The following is a 20435-nucleotide window of genomic DNA, read 5'->3' as shown; positions in this document are numbered from 1 at the left end:
GCAATCACTTTCTACGGTCGGCAGGGTGCAACGACCCTGATGGGGTCCGACCTTCGGACCCGCGCTTGCTGGGGTATCGCCAGGCGATCCCTAACCCGGTCATCACCCGGAGCACCCCACCGCGGTTGGAGGGTTGCCGATCAGCGAGCCGGGGCTTGGCGCTGATACTCATGACCTGGCGTCAAGGATATAACACGCATTGTGACGCCAGATAACCCTCCCGATCGACCTGATTCGAACCTCGGCGACGTGTCGTCCGACCGATTGAACTGCACCGCTCGGAATCGCAAACCCCCAGTTCGCAATTCTTAGCTTTTCTAAGGTTGCTTTCAGCTTTACGATCGCGGACTTAGGGTTGGCCCAACCCCGGTGACGCGAGGGCATTTCGCCTGCAGTACGGGTTGGACGAAGGACTGGAACAAATGTCCGATTGGTTAGCGACGCAAAGTATTCCGCCCGCCTCCGTCCACCGACGGCGCCGTCAGACCACCGTCCTGCTCGCCGTGCTGGCGGCCTTCGCGGTGGTCGTCGCCTACTGCCTGCCCGGCGTGATCGGGCGAGCCGGCGCCGAGGACTACGACTGCGGTGGTGGTGGACTCGTCGTCGTCGGCGGCACCAACGACCCGGAGGCCGCGGCGCTGATCGGCGTCGAACAGCGATACACCGGGCAGCCGCCCGCCAACGGCGACCATGCGGGGGACCAGGCCTATCGCGTCATCCGCGCCGACTACCCCACGACGCTGTGGCCGCTCGGCGCGACCGGATACGACGACAGCGTGGCGCAGGGCAAGGCGTCGACCACCAACTCCATCGCCTCCTACCAGGCGCGCTGCCCTGGCAAACCCGTCGTCGTCACCGGCTATTCGCAGGGCGCCCGGGTGGCCGGCGATGTGCTCTCCGACATCGGTCAGGCCGACGCGAAGGGCGAACCGATCACCGTGGCGCTCGTCGACGCCGAGGGCAACTATGTCGACGAGAACGGGAACCCGGTCGACGAGCCGGTCTACGTCACCATCTCCACGGATCAGTTGAGCGGCGAGTTGTACTCCGACCCACGGCAGGCCGGGAACAAGCAGGGACGCGGCATCGAACTGTCCCTGATCGGCATCATCCCCGGTCTGACGATGACTGGCTCGCGTGGCACCGACGACGAGGACCCGGGCTGGGGGACCCTGGACGGGAAGATCACCTCGGTGTGCGTCGACGGCGACCCGATCTGCGACCTACCCGACCCGCTCTACGACCCGATCGGTGCGATCGACGGACTACTCGGCTATTTCACCAAGCACGGCCTCTACCCCTGGCAGATGTATCGCGACCCGGCGGGCGTCGGCGGTCGGTGGACGACCGGTCGCACGGTGACGTGTACCGACAACATCTGCCGGGTATCGGCGGATTCGGCTTTCGCCGAACTGTTCCAGGGCTGGGCCGACGACCTCGGCGTCGATGTCGACCTCGGCGACTTCCTGTCGGGCCGGCCGACCCTCGACATTCCGTTCGGCCTCGAACTCACCCACCTGCGACCGGTCGTGAACACGATCGAGGGATTGCTGCCACCGCTGCCGAAGCTCGGCTACGGCGCCTACCTGCCGGATCTGTTCGTCTTCGAGGACATCTTGGGCGGCATCGTCAACCTCGCTCCCGACCAGTTCCGCGATGGCGTCGATGCGCTGGCCGGCAGCCTGCGGTCGATCGTCGCGCTGCCGAAGAACTTCGTCAGATACTGGGTCGGCAGAGCGGTGGCCGCCGGACCGCTGATCGGCGACGAGCCGACCGCCACCGCCTTGACCACGCGCGTGGCGGCCGACGAGAACGCCACGCCGCAAGTGCGGACCGCGCTGCACACCCTCGCTGCGACCGTCGAAGAGCCGTCGGGCACCGCACCAGGCGCCGACGTCGGAGTGGCCGCACCCGCGACCCCGAATGCCGACGTGTCCGGTGATCAACCCGGTGGTGGCGGCGGGGAGGAGCCCCAGTCGGATCCGCCGTTCCGCCCCGAGACGCCGGAGCAGACGCCGACAGGCACCGGTGAGGACCAGGGTGGGCCCGATCCGGACGATGCCGGCGATGCGACCGGCGTCGACAACAGTGGCAACGGGACGGGGAATGGCCAGTCCACCGCGGACGACGACGATGGCGGTGACGGCGGCGGGGCCGATGGCAGTGCGACGGACGGTAGTGGGGGCGCCGGGGCAGGCGACCACAGCGGCGACCACGCCGGCGCCGATTCCGGTGGTTCGGAGTCGCCCGAGCACTCCGGCGATTCCGATACCGAATCGGAAACAGATGGCGGATCCGATGCGGGAGCGACCAATTGAGTCGCACAGTGCAAGAGTGGCCTGTGCACATCCTGCCCAAGACAGTCCGGCGGTGAGCGGACGGGAACCGCCGCGACCGACATGGACCACGCTGTTGACGCTGGCAGTGACAATGCTCGCGACGCTCGTCGGATTCGGCATGGGTGGGGCGGCCCATGCCGATGGGCGGGGTTCGTGCGCGGGCACCGGGCTGGCTGTCGTCGTCAACGGCACCAACGACACCCCGCCGCCCGACATCGAACCCGCGCTGGATCGCTACGTGCGTCGGGGTTATCGCCCGTACACCCTGCCCTATCCGGCGACGGTGTGGCCGCTGGGCCGCTACAGCTACGACGACAATGTGCGGGTCGCCGTTCCACGGCTGGCACGGGTTCTCGATTGGTACACGACCACCTGCCCGGGTAAAGCGATCGCGCTCATCGGGTTCTCGCAGGGCTCCCGGATCGTCGGCGACGTGGTGTCGGCCATGGGCAACGGCCGTCCGCTGCCGACCGCGCGTGGGATGCGGACGATCGAGGTGCCCGCGGACCGGATCACCGTCGAACTGTATGCCGATCCGCGGCGCGAGCCCGTGCCCGGGCGTCCAGGTGCGGGAGTGGAGACCCTGTTCCCGAACACTGAGGTCTATCCAGGACTCACCATGACCGGTTCGCGCCCCGGTGGTTTCGGTCACCTCGCACACCGGGTCGTCGAGGTATGCATCGTCGGGGACCCGATCTGTGACTCGGTTCGCCCGCCCGACGTCGCACTGGTTCCCACCCTGATCGTCGGGGTGTTCCGATTCAGTACCCGGCACACCCACTACGGACCCGAACCCGGCCGGCCGGCCGCCGTCGATCCCTGGACGCGCGCGATCGACGGCACGTGGATGGCACCCCCGCCACCGCTGTCCTAGAGTCCCCCGGGCTGTCGGAGCTGTGAAGGATCTCACCGGACGTACCGGGAATCGATGCGACGACGACCGGGTTGCCATGAGGCGTGCCTGAAGTAACCGCCGATCCGGACACCGCAACCACGACGACCCTCGCGACCGTGGAGCACGCCGGCCGGGCGTCGGCGGACGCCCGCGTGGTCCCGGCATCGTCGCGGCGTGCGGCGATCCTCGCGCTGGCGCTCGGTGGTTTCGGAATCGGGACCACCGAGTTCGTGTCGATGGGCCTGCTGCCCAATATCGCCGACTCGCTGGACGTATCCGAGCCGACCGCCGGTCACGTCATCTCCGCGTATGCGATAGGTGTCGTCGTCGGTGCACCACTGATCGCCGCCCTGACCGCGACGATGGGTCGGCGCGCCCTGCTCATCGCGCTGATGGTCGCGTTCACCGCGGGCAATCTCGCGACCGTGCTGGCTCCGAGCTACGCGACTCTGCTCATCGCCCGGTTCGTCGCCGGTCTGCCACACGGTGCCTACTTCGGGGTCGCCGCGCTGGTCGCGGCTCACCTTGCGCCACCCGGCAGGCGGGCGGCCGCGGTGGGGCAGGTGATGCTGGGGCTGTCGGTCGCGAATGTCGCGGGCGTACCGGCGGCGACCTGGCTGGGCGAGCATCTCGGCTGGCGCAGTGCGTTCGCGGTGGTGGTCGTGATCGGTGCCGCGACCATCGTCGCGTTGCGGCGCAGCCTGCCCGGACTGACGGATATGCGGGTGACCAACCCGATGACCGAACTCGGGGCGTTGGGACGCTCTCAGGTGTGGTTCACCCTGCTCATCGGGGTGGTCGGCTTCGGTGGGATGTTCGCGTTCTACACATATCTGAACACGACGCTGACGTCGATGGCCGGACTGTCGGTGTCGATGGTGCCGATCGCGCTCATGCTCTACGGGTTGGGCATGGTCGCGGGAAATATGGTCGGTGGGTTCGCGGCCGATCGTAACCTGACGGCGGCGATCCTCGGCGGCCTGCTCGGCACCGCGGTGGTGCTGGGTCTCTTCGCCGTGTGCGCGCAAAATGCCTGGGCCGCACTGCTATTGACGTTCCTGGTGGGTCTGGCGGGTACCGCGATGGTGCCGGCGCTACAGACCCGGTTGATGGATGTCGCCGATGATGCGCAGACGCTGGCGGCGGCCCTCAATCATTCGGCACTCAACGTCGCCAATGCCGCGGGAGCCTTCCTCGGTGGCCTGGTGATCTCGGCCGGCCTCGGCTATCGGGCGCCCTCGGTCCTCGGTGCTGGTCTGGCCCTGTCGGGGGTGGTTGTGCTGGTGATAGCACTGATGGCCGGACGGCGTTCACACCGTCCGGCCTGAGCGGCGCTGTGTCGGTCGGCTATCCGACGTCGGGCGGCGTGGAGATCGCCTTCGTCAGGTACAGCTGTTCGCCGAGGCGATCGAGGAGTTGGAGCTGCGTCTCGAGGTAGTCGACGTGCTCTTCTTCCTCGGCCAGGATCTTCTCGAAGAGATTCGCCGAGGTGATGTCGCCCTTGTCGCGGCAGAGTTTGATGCCGGGGCGAAGCCGTTCGACCACCTCGACCTCGATGGCCAGGTCCGACTCGAACTGTTCCTTGAGCGTCTGGCCGACGCGCAGCGGTAGCAGTCGCTGATAGTTGGGCAGGCCTTCGAGAAGGAGAATTCGGTCGGTCAGGATCTCCGCATGACCCATCTCTTCGATGGATTCGGCTCGGGTCTTGGCCGCCAGTTCGGTGAAGCCCCAACTGGCCTGCATCTTCGCGTGCAGGAAGTACTGATTGATCGCGGTCAGCTCGCTGGTGAGCTGTTCGTTGAGCAGAGCAATGATTTCGTCGTCGCCACGCATGTTTCGCCCTCCGTTCGCCGGTCTTGCGAACGTAACACGACAATCTCCCGGACGCGGGCAGTTGCGTGCGGGTTGGCGAAATCCGTTGTGCGATTGTGAGGTTCGAGAAATTCTGGTGAGGTTAGCCTGTGCGACTGAAGGTTAGGCTCTACAGCACTGCGATCATGCTGCACTGCTGGCGGTTGCGCTCCGGCCGCCGAGGATCTCGGTGATCCGCTCGATACACGTTCCGCATCCCTCGCCGGCTCCGCACCGGTCGCCCACGTCGTCGAGTGTGCGGCACCCGTTGTCGAAGTGTTCGTGAACTTCTTCTTCGGTGACCCCGCGGCAAATACAGGCGAACATGGCTGACCTTCTCACTAGCTCTCGTTAGGTAAGGATTACATAGTCCGACCGGTAGGCGCAAGGGTTGCCTTACCTACTCTTTCCCTTGGGTTCGGTGGCTCGGTATGTCTCAGCCCGTCGGTAGGGTGATGTCCCGTGTCCCTCTCCATCGCAACTGTCAACGTCAACGGCATCCGCGCCGCGGTGAAACATCGCTCCGAGATCAACCGGGGGCTGATCCCGTGGCTGGCCGACGCCGACCCCGACGTCGTGCTGTTGCAGGAGATCCGGGCCGATGAGGAGCAGGCGCGCGAGGCCCTGGCGCCGGTGCTCGCCGACGGCCGTCATCTGGTCATGCTCGAGTCGGTGAAGAAGGGGCACGCCGGGGTCGGCGTCCTCACCAGAGAGGCTCCGGCGGCGGTCCGGGTCGGTTTCGGTAGCGCCGAGTTCGACGAGACCGGGCGCTACCTGGAAGTCGATCTGGACACCGACCTCGGACCGCTCACCGTCGCCAGCCTCTATCTACCGAAGGGTGCCGCGGCCACCGACGACCCGAAGGACGTCGAGAAGCATGACGAGAAGGTGCGCTTCCTCGCCGAGTTCGGTGAGCACCTGGCCACGCTGGTGCGTCGGCGCCGTCACGTCGCGGTCGGCGGCGACTGGAACATCGCGCACGCCGAGGCCGACATCAAGAACTGGAAGGGCAACCGCAAGAGCCCGGGCTTCCTCCCACATGAGCGGGCCTGGGTCGGTGGGTTGCTCGACGGCGGCTGGCACGACGTCATCCGCGAGCTCTACCCCGATGAGGCAGGGCCCTATTCGTGGTGGTCGTGGCGCGGCAAGGCGTTCGACAACGACTCCGGCTGGCGTATCGACTATCAACTGACCAACGGCGCGCTGGCGCAACGCGCGGTGAAGGGGGAGGTCGGGCGGGCGGCAGCGTACGACCTGCGCTGGTCCGACCACGCGCCGGTCACCGTGAAATACGAGTGACACGGTCTGCGAGAATCGACTCATGGCGCGCGTTCTCTCCGGTATCCAACCCACCAGCGATTCCTTCCACCTCGGCAACTACCTGGGTGCTGTACGTCAGTGGGTTGCGCTGCAGGACGACTTCGACGCCTTCTACTTCATCCCGGACATGCACGCGATCACCGTCGCGCACGATCCCAAGCTGCTGCGTGACCGGACGCGGGTCAGCGTCGCGCAGCTGCTGGCGGTCGGCGTCGATCCGGAGCGGGCCACCATCTACGTGCAGTCGCATGTGCCCGAGATCGCGCAGCTGACGTGGGTGCTGTCCTGCATCACCGGGTTCGGTGAGGCCAGCCGGATGACCCAGTTCAAGGACAAGTCGGCCAAGCAGGGCACCGAAGCGGCCGGCGTCGGGTTGTTCACCTATCCGATCCTGATGGCCGCGGACATCCTCGCGTTCCAGGTGGATCGGGTGCCGGTCGGTGAAGATCAGCGCCAGCATCTGGAATTGGCCCGCGATCTCGCGCAGCGCTTCAACAAACGATTCGGCAAGGCCTTCACGGTTCCCGAGGCATACATCGTCTCGGAGTTCGCCAAGATCTACGACCTGCAGAATCCGACCGCGAAGATGAGCAAGTCGGCCGAGACCGACAAGGGGCTGATCAACCTCCTCGACGATCCGAAGCGCTCGGCGAAGAAGATCCGCTCGGCAGTCACCGACACCGACACCGTGATCGCCTTCGACCGCGAGAACAAGCCGGGCGTGAGCAATCTGCTCACCATCCAGTCCGCGCTCAGCGGGGTCGGTATCGATGACCTTGTCGCGAAGTATGCGGGTAAGGGTTACGGCGACCTCAAGGTCGAGACCGCCGACATTCTGGCCGAGTTCGTCACCCCGCTGCGCGGGCGGGTCGAGGAGTACCTCGCCGATCCCGCCGAGTTGGACGCGATCCTCGCCAAGGGGGCGACGCGCGCGCGTGAGGTGGCTTCGCAGACGCTGAAGTCGGTGTATGACAAAGTGGGATTTCTGGCCCCGGCGCCGTAGTGACCACGGGACCGACTGCCCGCCAAGAGTGGGGCGCCGACGGAGCCACGACGAATGGGAGCGGCGATGTCGGCGATCGACTCGGCCAAAGCGACGCTCGAGCAGGGGAAGTCGGCATTCGGCGCCGCCCGTGAACGTTTCGGGTGGCTCGATCATCTGATCAAGACCTTCGAGCGATACACCGAGCGCCGAGGCAATGTGTACGCGGCCGCGATCTGTTTCAACGGCCTGCTCGCCCTGGTGCCGATCGTCATGGTGGTGTTCTCGTTGGCCGCCTTCTTCCTGGCGAATCGGCCGGATCTGCTGGAGCAACTCCAGGACGCGATCGTCGACGCGGTCCCCGGGGATGCGGGTAAGCAGGTCAGCGACCTCATCGATTCGGCGATCTCCTCGCGTGCCGCGGTGGGTGTGATCGGGCTGATCGGCGCTGCCTTCACCGGGATCGGCTGGATCTCGGGTGTGCGGGTGGCCTTCACCGAGATGTACGGCGGCCGGATCGACCGCAACCCGGTGATGTCGAAGGTGTGGGATCTGATCACCTTCGTTCTGCTGGGTCTGGCGTTCGCGGTGACGATGGGTCTGACCACGCTCGCCAACAGTCAGCTCACGACGAAACTGTTGGACTGGGCCGGGCTGGACGACGAGTCGTGGGCGCCGACGGTCCTGCGGCTGGCGTCGATCTTCATCTCGATCTTCGGTTCCTGGATGCTGTTCACCTTCATCCTCGCCCGACTTCCGTTGGTGCCGTTGCCTTTCGTCAACGCGCTCAAGGCCGGATTGGTTACCGCGATCATCTTCGAGGGGGTCAAGTCGTTGGGCGGGATCTATCTCAAGGCGGTCTTGTCCGGCCCGGCCGGGATCGCCTTCGGTCCCATCCTCGGTGTGATGGTGTTCGGCTACCTCGGGTCTCGGATCGTGCTCTACGCGTCGGCCTGGTGTGCCACCGATCCGATCAACGCCGAGTACGAGGTCGTCGAAGTGGATGAGGACGCCGAGGAGCCGCCGCTGGTGATCACGCCGAGCGTCGAGGTCAATCCGGTTCCGCGGCCCGGTGCGCTGGTGGCCGCGGCCGGAGTAGGTGCTGCGCTCAGTGCGCTGGCTGGCTGGTTCGTGCGTCGGTCGTGATCGGGTTCGTCGGTGCCGGGTCAGCGCCGACCGAACAGGCGCAGGCCCGCGATGAGCAGCCCGACCGCGGCCAACGCCGCGATCAGTCCGACGAGGACCCGCATGGACGTCGAGTGATCGGCTCCGGAACCGGCGGTTCGAGTGTTGTGGCCGGCGTTCGGGGCGGCAGTCGTGGTTGGAGTGGTCGGTGGTGAGGTGTCCGGTCGTGAGGTGGCCGCGGCGGGGTTGATCAGAGCGCCGACCGACGTGGTCGCCGGAGCGCCGAACCCGTACTCCAACATGGACTTTGCCTGATCCCAATACATATCACCCTCGACCGACAGCCCGTACATCTGCACGATCAGCACGGTGCGGCCGTTGCGCTGCGCGGCGCCGACAAACGTCTTGCGGGCGTCGTCGGTGTAGCCGGTCTTACCGCCGAGTGCTCCCGGGTAGCCGTCGAGGAGTAACCGGTTGGACGTGTACATGTCATAGGCCGGATGCGGCTTGTCGCCGGGGATGTCGGGGCGGGCCGGATATCCGGGAAAGCGAAATGTCGAGAGGGCGATCATCTCGCGGAACGTGCTGTTGCCCATGGCATTGCGGAAGATGAGCGCAAGGTCGTACGGCGACGACGACATCCCTGGTGCATCGAGGCCGGAAGGGGTGGCCGCGCGGGTGTCGTGCGCCCCCAGGTCGTTGGCGAGGGCGTTCATCTTGGTCAATGTGACGTCGTGGCCGCCGAGTTCGCGGGAGAGTGCGTTGGCACAATCATTGCCCGACACCATCAGTAATCCGGTGATCAGGTCGCGCACCGTGTAGTGGCCACGAGGTCCCATGCCGCAGGAGTCTCCCTCGGTGCTCCAGTCCTCGACGGTCGGCTCGACGACGCTGCCCAGATCCAGGTCGCGCAGCGCCACCAGGGCCAGGAGCAGTTTGATCGTGGACGCGGGCCGGTACCGTCCGTGCGGATCTTTCGCCGCGACGACTCGGCCGTTGTCGAGGTCGGCGATGAGCCAACCGGCCGAGGTCAAGCCGGCCGGAAGGGGGCCGGCAGCGGGATCGGCGACGACCCCACAGGCGGCCAGGCGGTCGCCGCCCACGGCGGGGGATGGCACCGGTAGCGCGGTGGGGGTCCGCGCGCCGGGTGCGACGACCTCGGAGGTGTCCACGGCAGGCGGTGTGCCTACCCGATAGGGGCAGTGGTCGGTGACCGGTGTCGGGGGCAGCGGTGTCGCTGCCGCAGGCCACCCCACCGCGGTCGGCGCCAGTAGTACGCCGACAGCGGCAGCCGCCGCGACAGTCCGCGCCGTGCGGCGCATCCACCCCGAGGTCATCGACGCAGGCTATCAGCGAGGACCGCCCGAACGGGTGACGTCTCGTTGTCGTCTGCGTCGGTACGCCGATACAGTGCACGAGGACAAGGGGGATTCGATGACCGATATGCAGCCGCCTACCACCGCGGCGTCGACCGATGGCCAGAATCAGCCGCAACAGCCTGCACCGCACCAGCCCGCTACGCCGCTGTTCACTCAGATCCCGCAGGGATTCGCCCAGCCGTCGGCTAGCCACACCGCCGGATTTACCGGGACGTGGCCCGCCCCCGGCGAGTCGGGGCAACTGTTTCCCACGTATGCGGCCGTTCCGGAGACCCCGAAGGGACCGTCGTTCTCCGACCGCTGGCCGCCGGTGGTGCAGGGCGTGGTGAGTGCGCTGCTGATGGGAGTGCCGCTGATCATCTGGGTAACGCTGCGCTCCACTTCGAGGTTGAACGGTTGGATCGACTTCGGAAACCGGTGGGGCCCCTACGCCGGCGACGTGGTGTTCGACGTCGTCTTCGGGCTGGGCTTTGTCGTCATGCTGTTGATCTGGGGCCGGTCGAATGTTCGTCGGGTGACCGGCGCGCTCATCGCGCTCCTTCTGGGAGCTTTCTGCCTGGGGGTCTTGTTGTGGCTTGTCCGGCCGGGTTACTGGGAGCGTGACAACAGTGAGTGGCTCTATGGCATGTACCAGTTGCTCTTCGTCTCCGCTTTGGTCTTCGGCTTCAGCGCTGCCCGACGGCGTACCAAGGGCGCTGTCGTCGGCGGGCTGATCGCCGTGATCCCGTTGGCCATCATTTCCTGGCCGGACGTGACGCAGAAGATTGGTGGGTTCGACAAGGTCGAGTCGCAGACCGGCTATATCGTTGCCGACTTGCGGTGGATCCTGCTTGCCGTCGTCCTCGGTATCGCGATCATCTGGCTCAGCGATGCGATCACACTGTACCGGCGGGCAGGAGAACCGGCCGCAGGCATGGCCGCCGCTGCGCCCTGGACCCCGACCGAGTGGATGAGCGGTGTCCAGCCGCAGGCTCCCGTCGCACCGCAGGCTCCTGTAGCACCGCCAGCTCCTGTTGCACCGCAGGCTCCTGTTGCACCGCAGGCTCCGGCATCGGCCGGCCTCTGGGCGGCAGCGCCGATTCCCGAGACACCCCTGGATAGTGCTCCGGCGCCCGATCAGTCCGCGCAGTAGACGGTCGCATAACGTCCGGTCGAGGTCTCTTCGGCGACTTTGCGGTCGTTGATCCAGATGGCGCACCCCGCAAAGGATCCCGACGACTGGAACAGAACGTCGGTGCGCAGATCCCGAACTCGACCGGTGTAGACCAGCCTGCCCGACCACCGTTTCGTCTGTGGGTCATGCCACGGAAGTGGTACGTCGACCTGTGATCGCATCCGGTTGTCGGCGTCGAACCAGGTTGCGGCGCTGTTGAACTCGCGGTCCGACGTCAGTACCACAGTGATGCGATCGCCGGGCCCGCCAGGCGGGGCGGCGCCCGCACGGGGTATGTCGACACCGGCGAGGATCGCGACGACGACCGCCACCGACACGGTCAGCAGCGTGGACAGGAGCAGATGGTGGATCGGGGACATACGTGTCATGTCATATGGGACGCAACGGGTCCCGATCCGGTTCCACTGCGAATCAGCCGCTCAGTGCCGCCGCCCGAGCCCGTTCGGTCATCGACGCGACCACCCCGCCGTCGTTGAGAATGTCGGTTCCGGTGAGGTAGCCCGCCCGGTCGCTGACGCAGAAGGCGAAGAGATCGGCCATCTCCTGTGGCCGGCCCCAGCGGGGGATGGCCGCGCCCTCGACCATGGCGCCCGCACCCGATTCGGCCTCCAACCTGCCCATCTCGGTTTCGATGGAGCCAGGAGAGACCGACACGATGCGGATCCCGGCGGCGCTGAATCGTTCGGCCTGCGCGCTCGAATACCACTTCACGAAAGCCTTGGTGACCGCATACGCCAGCCCCGGCAGTGCCTGCTCCGGGTAGTGCTCGAAGGAGGTGAGCAGCGCGTCGACGAAGGCCTGCGGATCGCCGACAGCAGTGGGGAACAGGTCGAGGGGGATCAACTCGGCGGGGATCAGGTGAGCGGCCATCGACGCCACGTTGACGACGGCGGCACCCTCGGCGATCGAGTCGGGTTGCTGGTCGGCCAACCGCAGCAGGGTTTCGTTCACGGTGAGGGTGCCGAGCGCGGTGATCCGCGCGATGTACCGCGCGGTACCCATGCTGGGGCTGACACCTGCCGTGTGCACCACCGACCGGATCTGCCCGAGAGCGGCCGCGGCGGTGAACAGACCGTCGACGTCGTCGGGATCGGTCACGTCACCGAGCACCAGGGTCGGGGTGATCGACTCGGCCGCGAGGGCGGACGCCGCGTCGTCGAGCCTGGCCTGCTGGTTGTCGAACAGGACGACAGGGCCGTCGGCGGCCAGGTTGGCCGCGGTCGGAACACCCATTCCGCCGGCGCCGGTGATCACGGTTACACGAGTCATGGCGTCGACTCTATCCACGCCGGGTCGGCGCGCCGAGCCGGTCTCTCACTCATCGGTCGCGACGGTGGTGAGCGGTTCGGCGACACAACGGGGCGACACAACTGGGGCGACACAACTGGGGCGACACAACTGGGGCGACACAACCGAGGCCCGTCCGATGGTGCCGGACGGGCCTCGGTTGTGGGCTGCAGAGATGGTCTATGCGTCAGCGGGAGAACATGAGCGCCCGCTTGACCTCCTGGATCGCCTGCGTGACCTGGATGCCGCGCGGGCATGCGTCGGTGCAGTTGAAGGTGGTGCGGCAGCGCCACACACCGTCGACGTCGTTGAGGATGTCGAGACGCTCCACGGCGCCCTCGTCTCGGCTGTCGAAGATGAACCGGTGGGCGTTGACGATCGCGGCCGGACCGAAGTAGCTGCCCTCGTTCCAGAACACCGGACAACTGGTGGTACAGCACGCACACAGGATGCACTTGGTGGTGTCGTCGAAACGGGCACGATCGCTCTGGCTCTGAATGCGCTCGTAGGTCGGCTCGTTGCCACTGGTGATCAGGAACGGCTTGATCGCCCGGTAGGCGTCGAAGAAGGGCTCCATGTTGACCACGAGGTCCTTCTCCACCGGCAGACCCTTGATCGGCTCGATGGTGATGGTGACCTCCTTGCTGCGGTCCTTGGGCAGCAGGTCCTTCATCAGCAGCTTGCAGGCCAGCCGGTTCACACCGTTGATCCGCATGGCGTCCGAACCGCACACGCCGTGCGCGCAGCTGCGGCGGAAGGTCAGGGTGCCGTCGAGGTAGCCCTTCACATACAGCAGCAGGTTCAGCAGACGGTCGGTCGGCAGTGCCGGAACGCGGAAGCTCTCGAAGCCCTGGGCATCGGGGTTCTCCGGGTTGAACCGGTAGATCTTCAGCGTGATCATCACGGCCTCGTCGGGCACCGGGGGCAGCGGCGGCTCGTCGGAGGCGGGAACCGGGTTTTCCAATATTGCCGTCATCAGTACTTACGCTCCATCGGCTCGTATCGGGTCTGAACCACCGGCTTGTAGTCCAACTCGATGTCTGCGATCAGATCGGTGCCCTTTTTGTAGGCCATGGTGTGCACCATGTACTTGGCGTCGTCGCGCTTGGGGTAGTCCTCGCGGGCGTGACCGCCGCGCGATTCCTTGCGGTTGAGCGCACCGGCGACGGTGACCTCGGCCATCTCCAGCAGGAAGCCGAGTTCGATGGCTTCGAGCAGGTCGGAGTTGAAACGCTTGCCCTTGTCGTGCACGCGGATATGGGCGTAGCGCTCCTTGAGTGCGCGAACATCCTTGAGCGCCTGCGTGAGGGTGTCCTCGGTGCGGAACACCGATGCGTTGGCGTCCATCGACGCCTGCAATTCGCTGCGAATGTCGGCGACGCGCTCGTGGCCGTGCTCGGAGAGTAGGGTTTCGAGCCAACCGTCGACCATCGCGCTGGGCGTCTCCGGCAGCTCGACGAAGGAAGCCGAGTTGGCGTAAGCCGCGGCGGCGATCCCGGCGCGACGACCGAAGACATTGATGTCGAGCAGCGAGTTGGTGCCCAGGCGGTTGGCGCCGTGCACCGACACACAGGCGCATTCACCTGCGGCGAACAGGCCGTGCACGACCTCGTCGTTGTTGCGCAGCACCTGACCTTCGATGTTGGTCGGGATACCGCCCATGACGTAGTGGCAGGTCGGGAAGACCGGCACGTATTCGGTGACCGGGTCGACGCCGAGATAGGTGCGGGCGAATTCGGTGATGTCGGGGAGCTTCTCGTTGAGCACGTCCTCACCGAGGTGGGTCACGTCGATGTAGACGTAGTCCTTGTTCGGTCCGGCGCCGCGGCCTTCGAGTACCTCGAGCACCATCGACCGGGCGACGATGTCACGCGGGGCGAGGTCCTTGATCGTAGGTGCGTAGCGCTCCATGAAGCGCTCGCCGTCGGCGTTGCGCAGGATGCCGCCCTCGCCGCGGACGGCCTCGGAGATCAGGATGCCCAGCCCGGCCAGACCGGTCGGATGGAACTGGTGGAACTCCATGTCTTCCAAGGGAAGTCCCTTGCGGAAGATGATCCCCATGCCGTCGCCGGTGAGCGTATGGGCATTCGAGGTGGTCTTGTACATACGTCCCGAGCCGCCGGTCGCGAAGACGATCGACTTGGCGTGGAAGATGTGGATCTCGCCCGTGGCCAGCTCGTAGGCGACGACACCGTTGGCGACGAGCTCACCGTCCTCGTTCTCGACGGTGGTGATGTCGAGTGCGTAGAACTCGTTGTAGAACTCGACGTCGTGCTTGACGCAGTTCTGGTACAGGGTCTGCAGGATCATGTGGCCGGTGCGGTCGGCGGCGTAACACGCGCGACGTACCGGCGCCTTGCCGTGATCACGGGTGTGTCCGCCGAAGCGACGCTGGTCGATCTTGCCCTCGGGGGTGCGGTTGAACGGCAGACCCATCTTCTCCAGGTCGAGGACCGCGTCGATGGCCTCCTTGGCCATGATCTCGGCGGCGTCCTGGTCGACGATGTAGTCACCACCCTTGACCGTGTCGAAGGTGTGCCATTCCCAGTTGTCTTCCTCCACGTTCGCCAACGCGGCGCACATGCCGCCCTGGGCCGCGCCGGTGTGGCTGCGGGTGGGGTAGAGCTTGGTGAGGACGGCGGTGCGAGCGCGCGGTGCGGCCTCGATGGCAGCGCGCATACCAGCGCCGCCGGCGCCGACGATGACGACGTCGTAGCGGTGTTCCTGCATGTCTCGTCAGACTCCTTTGGCTAGACGCTGTCGGTTTGGAAGGTCAGCAGGGCGTAGGTGCCCAGGACCAGGACCAGGATCATCGACAGTGCGAGCAGCACGTTCAGCCAGAAGCGGGTCGAGTCCTTGCGGGTGTAGTCGGCGATCACGGTGCGGACGCCGTTGCCACCGTGCAGCTGAGCCAGCCACAGCATCGACAGATCCCAGATCTGCCAGAACGGGGAATCCCACCGCTTGGCGACGAATGAGGCGTCGATGCGGTGCACGCCGTCGTCCCAGGCCAGCATGATGAACATGTGGCCGATGGTCAGCACGATCAGTGCCAGACCGGAGAAGCGCATGAACAGCCATGCGTTCTTCTCGAAATTGCCGCCCTTGGGCTTGCGGGGCGAGCGGGGGTTGTCGAGGCTGGCGGGCCGGTCGTGCTCGGTACCGAGCGACTTGGCGAGCCGGGGTGCTTCGGAGGTCGTCATCGTTGCGCGTCTCCTAGAACGAGTGGGTGATCAGGATCTGCAGGAGACGCACCGTCGCCGCGCCGAGAAGTACGACGAAGAGCGCCAGGATCACCCACAGCATCTGCCGCTGGTACTTCGGACCCTTGGCCCAGAAGTCGACCAGGATGACGCGCAGGCCGTTGAGTCCGTGGTAGAGGACACAGGCGACCAGCCCGATCTCCATAAGGCCGATGATCGGGGTCTTATAGGTCTCGATGATCTCGGTGTACTTGTCCGGATCGATGCGGATGACCGCGGTGTCCAAGACGTGTACGAATAGGAAGAAGAAGATCGTGACACCGGTGATTCGGTGAAGCACCCAGGACCACATGCCGGGATCGCCGCGGTACAGGGAGCGTTTGCGCACTGGGGGAGGTGCGACTTCAGTAGGGGTGCTCATCGGAAAAGTGGCCTCCAACATCGTCGATGGACGCGTCGAGTCGGCACGCACCGACTCGACCAAGGACCCATGTCAGAAGACTCTAAACCCAAGCCGTGAGCGGTGGTAAATTGCCCGAACCGATTTGAGGGACAAGGCATTTAGAGTTAGGTTTGCCTTACCAATTTAATGGACCGGCGCTGTGTGTCCCACTTCTCTGTCATCGCAATGTGAACGGAGTCTCAATGGATGTCGAAGTTGATTGGAAATCGTTGCGGCACAACGCGAGTTCCATGATCGATCGGGCCTATGCGCCGTATTCGCACTTTCCGGTGGGGGCGGCGGGAACCACGATCGACGGTCGGTTGGTAGTCGGTTGCAATGTGGAAAATGTCTCATATGGACTCGGGATCTGCGCCGAGGTGTCGCTGGTCGCCGACCTGGTCGCCCACGGGCGTGAACGCCTGGTCGCGGTCAGCGTCTGTGACGCGCGCGGTGCCATCCTGATGCCGTGTGGGCGATGCCGCCAGGTGCTGCTCGAGCATGGTGGACCCGATCTGCTGATCGATCACGCCGACGGTGTGCGCACGCTGTCGACGCTCCTGCCCGATGCGTTCGGCCCCGACGATCTGGACGCGGTCCGATGAGTGGGAAAGGCCGTGTGGTGGAAGGTGTCACCGAGGAGGTGATCCACGCCGTGTCGGTGATCGCCACCAAGCGGGGCGGTGCCCCGCTGACCGATGCGCAGATCGCCTGGGTGATCGATGGCTACACCCGGGGTGAGGTTGCCCCCGAACAGATGTCGGCGCTGTTGATGGCGATCTACCTGCGCGGTATGGATCGTCGGGAGATCGCGTCCTGGACGCGGGCGATGATCGACAGCGGCAGGCGCGTAGACCTTTCCGGCCTGCGTCGGGGTTCGGTGCCGCTGCGCACCGTCGACAAGCACTCGACCGGCGGTGTCGGAGACAAGATCACGTTGCCCCTGACCCCGCTCGTCGCGTCCTTCGGGGTGGCTGTGCCCCAGCTGTCCGGTCGTGGGCTGGGCCACACCGGGGGCACTCTGGACAAGTTGGAGTCGATCCCCGGCTGGCGTGCCGACGTCGACCTGGACGCGATGATCACACAGCTGGTCGACGTCGGCGCGGTGGTGTGCGCAGCCGGGGCCGATCTCGCGCCGGCCGATCGCAAGCTGTACGCGCTGCGCGACGTCACCGGAACCGTCGAATCGATCCCGCTGCTGGCCAGCTCGATCATGAGCAAGAAGATCGCCGAGGGAACCGGTGCGCTGGTGCTCGACGTCAAGGTGGGTGCCGGCGCGTTTCTGCCCGACCTCGCCGACGCGCGGCTACTGGCCGAGACGATGGTCGAACTCGGCGCCGACGCGGGGATTGCGACCACCGCATTGCTCACCGATATGAGTGCGCCGCTGGGGCGCGCCGTGGGCAACGCGGTGGAGGTTGCCGAGTCGGTGGATGTGCTGGCCGGCGGCGGACCGCCCGACGTCGTCGAGCTGACCCTGGCGTTGGCCCGCGAGATGCTCGACCTGGCCGGACTGCCCGACGCCGATCCGGCGGCCCACCTGGCCAACGGCCGCGCCATGGACAGCTGGCGCGCGATGATCGCCGCGCAGGGTGGGGATCCCGACGCGCCGTTGCCACGCGCCACGCATGAAGAGATCGTCACCGCCGCCGCCGACGGCGTTGTGACGACGATGAACGCGCGCGCGGTCGGCGATGCGGCGTGGCGACTGGGTGCCGGGCGTGCCCGGCCCGGTGAGGCGGTGCAGTCGGAGGCGGGGGTCACGATCCACGCTGTGCGCGGGGAGGCCGTACGGGCCGGCGATCCGCTGTTCACGCTGCATACGCAGACGCCAGAGTGTTTCGGCGGTGCACGCGCGGCGCTGGTCGATGCGGTGACCATCGATGCGCAACCCGGTCCGGCGGCGTCGTTCACCCGGCCGGCGGTGATCGATCGGGTTAGGTTCGGGGCATGAGAACCGTCGATCTGGCGACCATTGCGCTGGCGCCCAAGGTGTTGCTGCACGACCATCTCGACGGTGGCCTGCGTCCGGCCACCGTGTTGGAACTGGCGCGCGAGGTCGGGTATGAGGAACTGCCCGCCGACGATGCCCAGTCGCTGGCGGACTGGTTCCGTGATGCGGCCGATAGTGGCTCGCTGGAGCGGTATCTGGAAACCTTCGCGCACACCGTCGCGGTGATGCAGACCACCGGGGCGCTGGAACGGGTCGCCCGTGAATGCGTGGAGGATCTGGCCGCCGACGGCGTCGTTTATGCCGAGGTGCGTTACGCCCCTGAGCAACATCTCGAACGCGGGTTGAGTCTCGACGAGGTCGTCGAGGCGGTTTTGCGCGGCTTCGCCGAGGGTGAGCGGGTCGCGGCGGAGTCGGGCAAGTCCATCACCGTCCGGTGCCTGGTGACCGCCATGCGGCATGCGGCCCGATCACGCGAGATCGCCGAACTCGCCGTGCGCTATCGCGATGACGGGGTGGTCGGGTTCGATATCGCCGGTGCGGAGGCCGGGCATCCGCCGACCCGTCATCTCGATGCCTTCGAGTACATGCGGGCCAACTGTGCCCCGTTCACCATCCATGCGGGGGAGGCTTTCGGCTTGCCGTCGATTCATGAGGCGATCGGCTTCTGCGGCACCGACCGTCTCGGGCACGGCGTCCGCGTCATCGACGACATCGACCTGCCTGAGGGCGTCGACCTGGCCGCGTCGTCCTTCGCGGGTGCCGAACTGGGTGAGATTGCGAATATCGTGCGCGACAAGCGAATCCCGCTCGAACTGTGTCCGAGTTCGAATGTGCAGACCGGGGCGGTCGCCTCGATCGCCGAGCATCCGTTCAATGTGCTTGCACGACTGCGGTTCCGGGTGACGGTGAACACCGACAACCGGCTCATGTCGAATACGACGATGAGTAAGGAGTTCCTCACCCTGGCCGACCAGTTCGGCTACGGCTGGGCTGATTTCGAACGGTTCACCGTGAACGCGATGAAATCGGCTTTCATCCACTTCGACGAGCGGCTGGCGTTCATCGACGACGTCATCAAACCGGGCTACGCCGTCCTGATGGGCTGACGTGCGGGGACGAGGCGACTCAGCCCTTCTTACTGAGCCGATCCTCGAAGTCGTGCACCAGCGCACGGAAGGCCTCGGCCTCGTTGTCGAAGGGGGCACTCGGCGCCATGCGCTTGGGGTCGGGATTGATCGCATAATCGACGAACCAACCGAGCGGGGTCGTCGAGTTGAGCGCCTCGCCGACCGAGTCGTCATCGGCGTAGTCGGCGGCGTCGGTGAGTAGTTCGACGGCAAGGTCGAGCTGATTGCGGTCGATGCGCCGCGGGCCGTCGGTGATGTCCTCGGCGAGGCCGGGCAGCACGTAGACGTTGTCGGCGATGACGTCGAACTCCAGCGAACCGTCGGTCGCCCCCGCACGCACGTCGTCGAAGGTCGACAACTCGACCAGGTCGTGGTTGTTGTTGTCGGCGATGAACCGCGACAGGCTTCGTTCCGAAGTGAACGCGAAGATCTTGCCGTCCGAGCCCAGGAACACCGGCTCGTCGCCGAGGTAGCAACGCAGCGTCAGGTATTCGCCGTCGCCGGTCACGATACGAATCGGGTCGATGCCGACCGACGCCCAGAAGTCGTCTTCGTCGTACTCGTCGTCGTCGAAGTCCTCGGCCTCGTCGTCGACGTCGTCCTCGTCCTCGTCGGCATCGGTTCCGCTGACGATCTCGATGTCGTCGTCCGCCGGTTCGTCCTCGTCCTCGGCGGACACGGCAGCTTCGAGTTCCGCCGCGGCGACCGCGACCGCGTCGGCGTCGGTATCGGGGGTGCTGGTGACCCCGTCGATGGAATCGAGTACGTCGTCCCAATGTTTGGCGATCAGTCGGCCGATGCGCACCCAGAGGTCGGTGCCCTCACGGCCGTCGAAGTTGCGCGTGCCGGTGGTGACGGCGCCGAGGATCGGGTTGCCGTTGAAGAATTTGGTGATCGGCGTCAGTTCGCAGACCTCGCCGAGGATGCGCACGATCTCCAGTGCGTCTTCGAGCTCGGCGATGACCTCGGGGCTGGGATCCTCGGCGGCCAGCTCGGGCACGCCGACCAGGTCGTAGGTGTGCCGTTCATCGGGCACCAGTTCGTCGGCCTGCAGCCCGACGACGGTGGACCACGCGGGATGATCGGCGAGGTCGTTGTCGTCGTTTGTCCGCACGAAGGCGGTCAGTTCGGCCACGCCGGGCAGCACGTAGAGGTCCTCGTCCAGACCGAGGAAGGCCTCCCACTCGTCATCGCCCTCGCGCCAGCGCGGCGCCCACAGCGTGAAGCGGTTTCCGTCGGTGAGTCCCAGCTCGATCGGGACGATATCTCCGGCCATGAGGTCAAAGCGTACTGATTGATCGGCGCACGCGGGGTAGTGCCCCCGTGAAGTTCCGGCGACGTTGTCGGTTGGGTGGCT

Annotated in this window: 20 protein-coding genes and 1 riboswitch; of the genes, 10 read left to right on the top strand and 10 right to left on the bottom strand. The window is 66.1% G+C overall.

Annotated elements, in window-relative coordinates:
* Window positions 1–56: 56 nt before the first annotated feature.
* Window positions 57–176, bottom strand: a riboswitch (SAM riboswitch).
* A 246-nt stretch (window positions 177–422) separates the two neighbouring features.
* The 3 genes from QSJ18_RS10520 to QSJ18_RS10510 all read left to right on the top strand — a co-directional run bounded on the left by QSJ18_RS10520 (window position 423) and on the right by QSJ18_RS10510 (window position 4562).
* A complete protein-coding gene (locus tag QSJ18_RS10520; protein WP_286326345.1) occupies window positions 423–2318 on the top strand; it encodes a cutinase family protein in 1896 nt (631 codons plus the stop codon).
* Window positions 2319–2370: 52 nt separating this feature from the next.
* A complete protein-coding gene (locus tag QSJ18_RS10515) occupies window positions 2371–3213 on the top strand; it encodes a cutinase family protein (RefSeq protein ID WP_286326344.1) in 843 nt (280 codons plus the stop codon).
* A gap of 137 nt (window positions 3214–3350) precedes the next feature.
* A complete protein-coding gene (locus tag QSJ18_RS10510; RefSeq protein ID WP_462476044.1) occupies window positions 3351–4562 on the top strand; it encodes an MFS transporter in 1212 nt (403 codons plus the stop codon).
* A gap of 19 nt (window positions 4563–4581) precedes the next feature.
* Here QSJ18_RS10510 and bfr read toward each other — a convergent pair whose 3' ends face one another.
* A complete protein-coding gene (gene bfr, locus QSJ18_RS10505) occupies window positions 4582–5067 on the bottom strand; it encodes a bacterioferritin (RefSeq protein ID WP_286326343.1) in 486 nt (161 codons plus the stop codon).
* A gap of 162 nt (window positions 5068–5229) precedes the next feature.
* Window positions 5230–5412 (bottom strand): (2Fe-2S)-binding protein, encoded by a 183-nt coding sequence (locus QSJ18_RS10500; RefSeq protein ID WP_286326341.1) that lies wholly within the window; start codon window positions 5410–5412, stop codon window positions 5230–5232.
* Between the two features lie 135 nt (window positions 5413–5547).
* Here QSJ18_RS10500 and QSJ18_RS10495 point away from each other — a divergent pair, with 135 nt between their 5' ends.
* From QSJ18_RS10495 to QSJ18_RS10485, 3 genes are all read left to right on the top strand, one after another.
* Window positions 5548–6384, top strand: a complete 837-nt coding sequence (locus QSJ18_RS10495) for an exodeoxyribonuclease III (protein ID WP_286326340.1) — start codon at window positions 5548–5550, stop codon at window positions 6382–6384.
* 22 nt (window positions 6385–6406) lie between these two features.
* A complete protein-coding gene (gene trpS / locus QSJ18_RS10490) occupies window positions 6407–7408 on the top strand; it encodes a tryptophan--tRNA ligase (RefSeq protein WP_286326337.1) in 1002 nt (333 codons plus the stop codon).
* Window positions 7409–7474: 66 nt separating this feature from the next.
* Window positions 7475–8533 carry a YhjD/YihY/BrkB family envelope integrity protein gene (locus tag QSJ18_RS10485; RefSeq protein ID WP_286326336.1) on the top strand — a complete coding sequence of 353 codons (1059 nt, stop codon included), beginning with the start codon at window positions 7475–7477 and terminating at the stop codon, window positions 8531–8533.
* A 20-nt stretch (window positions 8534–8553) separates the two neighbouring features.
* Here QSJ18_RS10485 and QSJ18_RS10480 read toward each other — a convergent pair whose 3' ends face one another.
* Window positions 8554–9849, bottom strand: coding sequence for a D-alanyl-D-alanine carboxypeptidase family protein (locus QSJ18_RS10480; protein WP_286326335.1), 1296 nt, complete (start codon window positions 9847–9849; stop codon window positions 8554–8556).
* A 97-nt stretch (window positions 9850–9946) separates the two neighbouring features.
* On the opposite strand from QSJ18_RS10480, the gene QSJ18_RS10475 reads away from it, so the two are divergent.
* The gene (locus tag QSJ18_RS10475; protein WP_286326334.1) at window positions 9947–11023 is read left to right on the top strand and encodes a hypothetical protein; all 1077 of its coding nucleotides are present in this window, start codon (window positions 9947–9949) and stop codon (window positions 11021–11023) included.
* On the opposite strand, the gene QSJ18_RS10470 is transcribed toward QSJ18_RS10475, so the two are convergent.
* The 6 genes from QSJ18_RS10470 to sdhC form a co-directional block, all read right to left on the bottom strand.
* Window positions 11008–11433 carry a hypothetical protein gene (locus QSJ18_RS10470; protein ID WP_286326333.1) on the bottom strand — a complete coding sequence of 142 codons (426 nt, stop codon included), beginning with the start codon at window positions 11431–11433 and terminating at the stop codon, window positions 11008–11010. The two genes, QSJ18_RS10475 and QSJ18_RS10470, sit on opposite strands and share 16 nt — an antisense overlap.
* Before the next feature lie 43 nt (window positions 11434–11476).
* A complete protein-coding gene (locus QSJ18_RS10465; protein WP_286326331.1) occupies window positions 11477–12334 on the bottom strand; it encodes an SDR family oxidoreductase in 858 nt (285 codons plus the stop codon).
* Between the two features lie 205 nt (window positions 12335–12539).
* Window positions 12540–13328, bottom strand: a complete 789-nt coding sequence (locus QSJ18_RS10460; protein WP_286326330.1) for a succinate dehydrogenase iron-sulfur subunit — start codon at window positions 13326–13328, stop codon at window positions 12540–12542.
* Window positions 13328–15082: a succinate dehydrogenase flavoprotein subunit gene (gene sdhA, locus QSJ18_RS10455; RefSeq protein ID WP_286326329.1), complete on the bottom strand. Its 1755-nt coding sequence runs from the start codon at window positions 15080–15082 to the stop codon at window positions 13328–13330. The genes QSJ18_RS10460 and sdhA overlap by 1 nt, the downstream gene beginning before the upstream one ends.
* Before the next feature lie 20 nt (window positions 15083–15102).
* A complete protein-coding gene (locus tag QSJ18_RS10450) occupies window positions 15103–15555 on the bottom strand; it encodes a succinate dehydrogenase hydrophobic membrane anchor subunit (protein ID WP_286326328.1) in 453 nt (150 codons plus the stop codon).
* 13 nt (window positions 15556–15568) lie between these two features.
* On the bottom strand, window positions 15569–15976 hold the full coding sequence (gene sdhC, locus QSJ18_RS10445) for a succinate dehydrogenase, cytochrome b556 subunit (RefSeq protein ID WP_286326327.1): 408 nt from the start codon (window positions 15974–15976) through the stop codon (window positions 15569–15571).
* A 152-nt stretch (window positions 15977–16128) separates the two neighbouring features.
* Here sdhC and QSJ18_RS10440 point away from each other — a divergent pair, with 152 nt between their 5' ends.
* Genes QSJ18_RS10440 through QSJ18_RS10430 form a run of 3 tightly spaced genes read left to right on the top strand, consistent with a single transcriptional unit; the run spans window position 16129 to window position 19057 of the window.
* Window positions 16129–16602, top strand: a complete 474-nt coding sequence (locus tag QSJ18_RS10440) for a cytidine deaminase (protein ID WP_353507212.1) — start codon at window positions 16129–16131, stop codon at window positions 16600–16602.
* Window positions 16599–17951: a thymidine phosphorylase gene (locus tag QSJ18_RS10435; RefSeq protein ID WP_286326326.1), complete on the top strand. Its 1353-nt coding sequence runs from the start codon at window positions 16599–16601 to the stop codon at window positions 17949–17951. The genes QSJ18_RS10440 and QSJ18_RS10435 overlap by 4 nt, the downstream gene beginning before the upstream one ends.
* Window positions 17948–19057 (top strand): adenosine deaminase, encoded by a 1110-nt coding sequence (locus QSJ18_RS10430; RefSeq protein ID WP_286326325.1) that lies wholly within the window; start codon window positions 17948–17950, stop codon window positions 19055–19057. The genes QSJ18_RS10435 and QSJ18_RS10430 overlap by 4 nt, the downstream gene beginning before the upstream one ends.
* Before the next feature lie 19 nt (window positions 19058–19076).
* Here the strand turns inward: QSJ18_RS10430 and QSJ18_RS10425 are convergent, their stop codons facing one another.
* Complete coding sequence (locus QSJ18_RS10425; RefSeq protein ID WP_286326324.1) at window positions 19077–20354, bottom strand: primosomal protein; 1278 nt, start codon at window positions 20352–20354, stop codon at window positions 19077–19079.
* Window positions 20355–20435 lie beyond the last annotated feature (81 nt).

This window comes from Gordonia heveisoli, assembly GCF_030315745.1.
Lineage (GTDB): Bacteria > Actinomycetota > Actinomycetes > Mycobacteriales > Mycobacteriaceae > Gordonia.
This window is presented reverse-complemented; position numbering and strand designations above follow the sequence as displayed.

What these genes read in the sequence shown, in the direction of transcription:
- QSJ18_RS10520 (WP_286326345.1), top strand. Translation starts at nt 423, where the DNA reads ATGTCCGATTGGTTAGCGACGCAAAGTATTCCGCCCGCCTCCGTCCAC.
- sdhC (WP_286326327.1), bottom strand. Translation starts at nt 15,976, where the DNA reads ATGAGCACCCCTACTGAAGTCGCACCTCCCCCAGTGCGCAAACGCTCC.
- QSJ18_RS10500 (WP_286326341.1), bottom strand. Translation starts at nt 5,412, where the DNA reads ATGTTCGCCTGTATTTGCCGCGGGGTCACCGAAGAAGAAGTTCACGAA.
- QSJ18_RS10450 (WP_286326328.1), bottom strand. Translation starts at nt 15,555, where the DNA reads ATGACGACCTCCGAAGCACCCCGGCTCGCCAAGTCGCTCGGTACCGAG.
- QSJ18_RS10485 (WP_286326336.1), top strand. Translation starts at nt 7,475, where the DNA reads ATGTCGGCGATCGACTCGGCCAAAGCGACGCTCGAGCAGGGGAAGTCG.
- QSJ18_RS10435 (WP_286326326.1), top strand. Translation starts at nt 16,599, where the DNA reads ATGAGTGGGAAAGGCCGTGTGGTGGAAGGTGTCACCGAGGAGGTGATC.
- QSJ18_RS10465 (WP_286326331.1), bottom strand. Translation starts at nt 12,334, where the DNA reads ATGACTCGTGTAACCGTGATCACCGGCGCCGGCGGAATGGGTGTTCCG.
- QSJ18_RS10430 (WP_286326325.1), top strand. Translation starts at nt 17,948, where the DNA reads ATGAGAACCGTCGATCTGGCGACCATTGCGCTGGCGCCCAAGGTGTTG.
- QSJ18_RS10480 (WP_286326335.1), bottom strand. Translation starts at nt 9,849, where the DNA reads ATGACCTCGGGGTGGATGCGCCGCACGGCGCGGACTGTCGCGGCGGCT.
- trpS (WP_286326337.1), top strand. Translation starts at nt 6,407, where the DNA reads ATGGCGCGCGTTCTCTCCGGTATCCAACCCACCAGCGATTCCTTCCAC.
- QSJ18_RS10425 (WP_286326324.1), bottom strand. Translation starts at nt 20,354, where the DNA reads ATGGCCGGAGATATCGTCCCGATCGAGCTGGGACTCACCGACGGAAAC.
- QSJ18_RS10475 (WP_286326334.1), top strand. Translation starts at nt 9,947, where the DNA reads ATGACCGATATGCAGCCGCCTACCACCGCGGCGTCGACCGATGGCCAG.
- QSJ18_RS10460 (WP_286326330.1), bottom strand. Translation starts at nt 13,328, where the DNA reads ATGACGGCAATATTGGAAAACCCGGTTCCCGCCTCCGACGAGCCGCCG.
- QSJ18_RS10470 (WP_286326333.1), bottom strand. Translation starts at nt 11,433, where the DNA reads ATGACACGTATGTCCCCGATCCACCATCTGCTCCTGTCCACGCTGCTG.
- bfr (WP_286326343.1), bottom strand. Translation starts at nt 5,067, where the DNA reads ATGCGTGGCGACGACGAAATCATTGCTCTGCTCAACGAACAGCTCACC.
- sdhA (WP_286326329.1), bottom strand. Translation starts at nt 15,082, where the DNA reads ATGCAGGAACACCGCTACGACGTCGTCATCGTCGGCGCCGGCGGCGCT.